The sequence below is a fragment of the Deltaproteobacteria bacterium genome (assembly GCA_016931625.1).
GTDB lineage: Bacteria > Myxococcota > XYA12-FULL-58-9 > XYA12-FULL-58-9 > JAFGEK01 > JAFGEK01.
On record JAFGEK010000044.1, the window covers coordinates 1 to 6,945 of the forward strand.

Genomic DNA, 6,945 nt, shown 5'->3' on the forward strand with positions numbered 1-6,945 from the left:
AGGCAGCTTGAAACGTTTAACTAGTTCGTATTTTCTTTTACGTAAGTTAGTAGCTTGTTGATTTTTAACAGAAAAGTACTTTATCTGTACCATGGTATACACTCAGATACAGGTTGCTATTTTCTTTAGCATCGTTTGCGAATTTATGCACGTACTTTTACTTGCTTGGCGTGAAGGATAACGTCTTGTTTTCTTTAGGTGTTCGCGAAGACTGTCTGAGCGAACACCAATTGGTGATATTAACTTAAGTTCGCATTTATTTTGATTAATAATGCTACTACTACTGAGCCAAACCTGGTTATGTGATCTTTTGTGTAATTACAGGGATAATATTGAGTAAAGATGATAAAATGACGCTTAGCGTGAATATTTTGCAACTAACTTGGCTTGAGCTATTGCGTTATTTTTCAACATTGATTCGATTTTTATGGCCGAAGCATCTTTGGTTACAGCTAATTTTTTAACTTTTAGTGCCTTTAGGGATGTTTATCCATGCAAGTTGTGGCGAAAGATTATCACCAGCACAACCAAAAATATTGGCAACCTGTTTATTACTTAGACGCTTGCCATCTTTTACCTCAGGGCTAGTAAGTACTAGTTCTGCAGCATTAATACTTAACGCAAATAGCCAAATCAAATTGACAACACAGAATATGGATATGATACGCATTGAAAAGAATCCTTATAGTTATTTATTAAATGCTACGCAGTTTTAAAGTTTAATTTCTGCAGCGATGATTGGTGTATAGAACAATTGCACAAATGATAATAGTTTATTTTTTTACTTCACTCATATCACCGTTCACATCAACTGGTGGGCTATCACTTAAATCAAGAATTTGTGAGCCGCCAATGTATGGCTTAGTTTGATATGCGGTAATTTGCCCGATTTTGCGAACAATGGCGGCCATACGCTCGACTTCTTTACAGATTATATCAACAGCTTTTTTCTCACTCTCATTACTTTGGCACTTTCGTCGCAATAGTTCTGCATAGCCCATTATTGAAGTAAGTGGCTGATTAAGTTCATGAGCAGCAGCGCCAGCAAGTTCAACCGCAACAGCTTGACGTTCAGTTAGCTGCAGTTTGCGTTGTACTTGTGATAGTTTTTCTTCAATACGGCGGCGTTCACGTAAGTCAGATAGAATACTCACGGTAGCAACTTCGCGGTTTCCTTCATAAATAATTGCCGCAGTTAAATTAACTGGAACTGTTTCACCGTTGCGTGCAATTAGTTCTTTACGCACCATTTGCAGCCTGCCACGACCACCATAAGCTTCAGAGCGTAATTTTTTCATAACATCCCACGCTTCGCCACGTGGATAGAATACACTCATATTGGCGCGGCCAACCATTTCGCGTGCAGTATAACCAAGCATTTGTTCAGCAGCGCGATTAAACAAAATAACGCTGCCGTCAGTATCAGTGGCAATGATAGCATCAACGGAGCTTTGGATAAGATTTTCGAGAAATTCTTTAGTTTGCCTTAATTCACTCTCAATTTCGCGTAAAGCGGTGACATCACGAAAACTGATTACTACCCCTTCAGGACTAGCTAAGGGGCGAATAGCAGCAGAGATAACGATACTGCCAATATCAATATCATCGCTGGTACCAACAATTAAATCGACATAACCATTCTCATCACCCACAGCGTCACCACGCAGAGCTCGTTCAGATAAAGCGTGACAGTGAGGCAAGAGAAAATCGCGAAAACGACGCGAGGGTAGTTCTTCAAGAGTTTGATGCATCAAGCTGGCAGCAGTAGCATTGGCATAGCGGATTACACCATCAACATCAGTTATAAGCACACCGTCTTTAGCTTGATCGAGAAAATCACGCAGTTCTTTTAGAACAATTAATTGCTCGTCAACCCAAGCTTTGCTGCGTTGTAGAGCTTTTTTTTCGGAAAGGAGCATGTCATGTTCAAGAGCATGGCCTATAGCAATCGCTGTGGTTGAAGAAATGAGATGACCCATGGCAAGCAACTGATCATCAAGTTCACCCATAGGTTCTTCACTTCTAAGAAATAAAGCGCCTACTACTTGGTCTTTTCTAATGAGTGGAAAGAGTACCGCTGCTCGTGGTGGTTGATGTGCTTGTGTAATTTTGCCACGTACCCCAGCTAATAAATTATCAGCAAAAACATCAGCAATAATTAGGGGCTCTTTGGTATTTATAATTTGCTGTAATTCTGGGTAATCATTTACTTTAATGGCAATGTTGGCGAGCGTTTCTTGTTCGCGTTCCATCACCACAAAACCTTCTTGGTTCTGCTGATCAAAGACTACAACCGATACACGTTCTATCGAAAACAATTCTGAGATACGTGATACTGAAAGCTGTAATACATCTTGCAGGTCGGGTTTACGTGCAATCTCACTTATAATTTGCAGTAAACCTGCATTCATGTTGAGTTGTCTAACTAGACGCCACTCAAGATTTTGAGTGGTATTTTCACGTGATAATACTTGCTTTAAATGAGGCAAACTATAAACAATATCATAATAACCAATTGAAAGTAATTCAGCTGCCTTAGCAGCTTCTTTGGGCTTAACCCAAGCAATAATATGTGCTGCCGGTGCATGTTCACGTATATTTTTAAATATTGTGCGTGGATCGGATTCACGACAATCAACTACAACAATATTTGCATCTGGTGGCAACTCAAAAGCCGTGGCAAAGGTACGTAAGCCAGTTTGCGGATGAGGTGATACCAGTACCGCTGAAAAGCTATCGCTTTGTTCATTTGTGTCAATCATGCCTGGTATCCATGAATACGTACGATATTGGGCCGATCAGCAAAACGCCGTGTACCAGCACCAACGCCTATTTTTTCTCCTGTTTTAGTTAATGATGCACCAAATGTTGTCCCTATGGTCGCAAGCGCAGCCGCACCAGTTGGAGTAATAGTTTCACCTAATATTGCCACATCAACAAGTACAATTCCTGTATTATGAACAATTTGTTTTACTGCAGGTACGGGTAACGCTAAGCGACCATGCTGACACAAAACTTCTCCGTGGCCGCTCGCAATCGGGCCCACAGTTACTTCTGGACAACCTAAACTATCATATGCAACAGCGATACCAATAACATCAAGAATTGAATCAAGAGCGGCTACTTCATGCAAATGTACATGATGCAAATCTTGTTGATGGCTTGCAGCTTCAGCATGAGCAAGCAGAGTAAAAATTTTTTTTGCAATTTGATGTGCATTTGTTGTCATTTGTGCGCGAGCAATGATCGCCAACACTTCATCTAGGTTACGACCATGTTCATTAGTACCAGCAGGTATAGAGTGAACATAGCAAGCCTGAATCCCTGTTATTTCTACCTGAGATATTTCTAATTTTAAGTTAGGAATGGCCAAGCTAGCAATGGCAGTATGGATAGGGTCTTGAGTGGCGCCGAGGTCAATTAAAGCTGCAAGCAGCATATCACCAGCAGCTCCACTAACAGCTTCAACATAAAGCTGATTATATTGCTGAGAGATAGTGTTAGTTAAATAATTATCGGCCTCGTTTGCCATAAGTATTTTATAAATTAATCAGCACGTAACCAATATTGAGTGCGACCAAGTAAAGAAAAGCCAATATATCCGCGTAATTTAAGTTTTTTTCCACCTTCTATAGGTTCAACGTAACATTTATAGGTTTTGCCGTTTTCGGGATCGAGAATAACCCCCCCTGACCACTCAGAACCATCTTTTGTTAATCCCCACATAATATTCATGCCTAACACCGGTTGATTTTTGCGTCCGCCTTCACATTTATCACATTTGGGATTTAGGTCTTCGCCAGGTTCAGGGAAAAGGCGAATGATGTTTCCGTAAAGCTTGCCGCCGGATTCGCGAATTTCGACAATGGATTTTACCTTGCCATTATTATCATCAATAGTTTTCCATTTGCCTACCGGTGATAGCTCTTGGGCGTTAGCAAAAGTTGCAAAACTAATGTTTACAACAGCGCCGCATAATGCAGAAATACACAACTTAAATATCAACGAACGAAAAAGTGTAGGATTCATTTAGTCACACACTCCCTTAACTTTAGACTGTTGCTAAATAAAGGTACTAGCTACCATAGCCAATTTGCCTTTGCTCAGCAATGATAAGCATTTAGAGCTAATAAATTGAGCAATTATTCCTGTAAATCATTGATCTTTCTTAGGGACACCCCCTAATTTTAGACGGCAAAATTTTATGTTTTTGCAAGAGCATACCTAGATAGGCAAACTCATCAAGTCCGAGTTCTTCAGCGCGAACAGTTGGTTTTATATTTGCTTCTGCAAATACTGGTTCAAGCAAGGCAGCATCAATGTGCCATACGAGTGCAAGAGCGCTACGTAGCATTTTGCGTCGATGTGAAAAAGCGGCGCGGGCTACTTGGACAAGCGATTCATCTGCTTGTGCGCTTCGTTGTTGCGGTTGTACTTTAAGCACTACGATAGCCGAGTGAACTTTAGGCCGTGGAAAGAATGCCCCAGGTGGTACGATGCGAGCTATAGTGGCGGTAAAACGACGCTGCACTAAGACCGAGAGTAAACCATAAATGCGTGAGCCAGGTGGAGAAACTAAGCGTTCAGCTACTTCGCGCTGCACTAATAAGACAGCTTGATTAATTACCGAGCCTGCATCAGCTAGCGAAACTAAAATACGACTTGATAATTGATAAGGTAAATTACCGGCTACGGTGAGCTTTGTTTTTAATTGGTCAGCAAGAGCAAAGTAGTTAAGACTAGCCGCATCAGCTTCAAGAATTTCAAGTCGCTCTTGGGCCCAAGCCAAAACATTACGCAATAGCGGAACAATTTCACGGTCACGTTCGATTGCAATTACCGATGCACCATTAATTAAAAGATAGTAGGTAAGCGCGCCTAAACCCGAGCCCAATTCGATAATTTTTTTATCTGGCGCCGCCCCCGCCAATAATGCAATCTCATTAAGTATCTCAGTATTTTCTAAAAAATTTTGTCCCCAACTTTTTTTGGCATGTAAGCCTGCTGATGCTAACAATACCCGAGGTTGCGGGGGAGGAGGGTGTGGCTGATTCATCAAGACGGCCATTTAAAAAGGTTTAAATTGTTCGCTATGTGAAGTTAGCTCACCAAGTGGCCAACGCGACAAAGCGCTAGTAATTAAATCGTTTTTTTCGCCGCGCATAAGGCGCATCCAACCAGCCGCTCCAATCATTGCTGCATTATCAGTGCATAATGGTTTTGGCGGTGCAAAGGCCCAAAGTGCTCGGTTGCTACAGCGTTTAAAGCATAATTCGCGCAATCTTTTATTTGCGGCGACACCACCAGCTAAAACTACCCCAGGGGCAGAAAACTTACGTGCAGCCGTCGCGGCTTTTTTGGTAAGAATGTCAGCAATGGCCTCTTGCAGTGAAGCACAAAAATCAGCGAGTTCTTGACCTATAAGTTTGCCACCGCGTTTGCGTACATAATCAGCCGCCGCAGTTTTAAGGCCAGAAAACGAAAAATCAAAATTTTTACAACTTGGTAGACCACGCGGCAGAGCAATAGCATTTGGGTCACCATCATTGGCGCACTGTTCAATTCGCACACCACCAGGATAGCCGAGACCCAATATCTTTGCCACCTTGTCAAATGCTTCGCCCGCAGCGTCATCACGAGTACCACCGAGTACTTGGTAGTTGGCGAAAGAGCGTACATGATAAAGATGAGTATGACCTCCACTTACTACTAAGGCTATATGTGGATAAGTCATTGGTGGGTCAGCCAACAAACCAGCGGCTAAGTGACCTTCGAGATGATGTACCCCTATCCAAGGTAAATTGCGACTTAGAGCTAAACCTTTGGCAAATTGTAAACCAACTAAAAGCGAGCCGATTAACCCTGGTCCACGAGTTACTGCAATAGCTTCGATATCAGATATTGTTCCGGCTTGGTTTATTGCCTGGTTGACCACTTCAACAATGCGTTGCACATGCTCACGTGAAGCTATTTCTGGTACTACGCCACCAAACGGTGCATGACTTTTAATTTGCGAGTGTACTACATTAGAAATAATGCGGGGGCCATCATCGATAACCGCAGCAGCAGTTTCATCACAACTAGATTCAATAGCAAGAATACGCACAGTTTTTGCCACCTAGCCTATTCAGTTATCAAGATGCAACTACTTTTACCGCTTTGCAAATTTGTCGAAGCTTACGAACAAGCTTGCCGAGAGGGGGAACTGGTAAACCTTCAAGGAAGTCGACAAGCATTTTTTGCAGTGTATCTTTAAACTCGTTAACTACCTTAAAAACTTTATTTATCCCTTGTCCTTGCTCAACTGCGAAGCTGCAGGCATTTTTTAATAACTGTGTTCCTGTTATAACGAGGAGCATTGCTTCTGCATCGACTCCGGCATCGACACGCTGTCCGAGCGTAATCAAGTCGCCTAGTTCCACGCCATCGATTTTGGTGACGAGCCAATACAAATCATATAGATCCTTTTCGCTACAGCGAGAAACGAGAGTCGCGGCTTTGGTCATAAGCAGAGTTTCAAGGTTTGCTACCATAACATTGTCAGCCGGTTGTGCCGTACCGATGCGAAATAAATTCTCGTCAAGGACAACATTAATGGTGAAGCGATGCGAATCAAGTTCACATACAGCCCGAAAATATTGCGCTGTTTGTTGTTCGGCAGTTAGAGTGGCACCGAGATCAATTAGGGATCGGCAGGCAAGCACCGAAGGCTGGTAGTGGCATGACTAAATCGTCGGTTGAAATACCGAGTGCAAGTGCTAACTTTTTAATGTGGCTACTCTTGACATCGACGAAACCAACACCTTTGGCAAGCCACTGGGATATGGCTTGACGTGACAACCCTGCCCGTCGCGCGAGATCGCTTTGACTTAGGCCAGCGGCTGCGGCAAACAGCATGAGATTTGCTATTTCCATATATATATATATATATATATATATATATGG

General features: G+C 42.4%; 8 protein-coding genes. All 8 read right to left on the minus strand.

Going from position 1 to position 6,945, the window contains the following annotated elements:
* Positions 1-460: 460 nt before the first annotated feature.
* The gene (locus JW841_03445; protein ID MBN1959975.1) at positions 461-670 is read right to left on the minus strand and encodes a hypothetical protein; all 210 of its coding nucleotides are present in this window, start codon (positions 668-670) and stop codon (positions 461-463) included.
* A gap of 103 nt (positions 671-773) precedes the next feature.
* Entirely contained in the window at positions 774-2,762 is a 1,989-nt protein-coding gene (locus tag JW841_03450) for a PAS domain S-box protein (GenBank protein MBN1959976.1), read from the minus strand.
* Entirely contained in the window at positions 2,759-3,532 is a 774-nt protein-coding gene (locus tag JW841_03455) for a LarC family nickel insertion protein (protein ID MBN1959977.1), read from the minus strand. The genes JW841_03450 and JW841_03455 overlap by 4 nt, the downstream gene beginning before the upstream one ends.
* Before the next feature lie 14 nt (positions 3,533-3,546).
* Positions 3,547-4,029, minus strand: a complete 483-nt coding sequence (locus tag JW841_03460; GenBank protein ID MBN1959978.1) for a DUF2147 domain-containing protein — start codon at positions 4,027-4,029, stop codon at positions 3,547-3,549.
* A 139-nt stretch (positions 4,030-4,168) separates the two neighbouring features.
* A complete protein-coding gene (gene rsmA, locus JW841_03465) occupies positions 4,169-5,056 on the minus strand; it encodes a ribosomal RNA small subunit methyltransferase A (GenBank protein MBN1959979.1) in 888 nt (295 codons plus the stop codon).
* Between the two features lie 12 nt (positions 5,057-5,068).
* On the minus strand, positions 5,069-6,106 hold the full coding sequence (gene tsaD / locus JW841_03470) for a tRNA (adenosine(37)-N6)-threonylcarbamoyltransferase complex transferase subunit TsaD (protein MBN1959980.1): 1,038 nt from the start codon (positions 6,104-6,106) through the stop codon (positions 5,069-5,071).
* A 28-nt stretch (positions 6,107-6,134) separates the two neighbouring features.
* Positions 6,135-6,704, minus strand: a complete 570-nt coding sequence (locus JW841_03475) for a nucleotidyl transferase AbiEii/AbiGii toxin family protein (GenBank protein ID MBN1959981.1) — start codon at positions 6,702-6,704, stop codon at positions 6,135-6,137.
* A partial coding sequence (locus JW841_03480) for a helix-turn-helix transcriptional regulator (protein ID MBN1959982.1) occupies positions 6,679-6,945 on the minus strand: 267 nt, incomplete at its 5' end. The genes JW841_03480 and JW841_03475, both read right to left, overlap by 26 nt.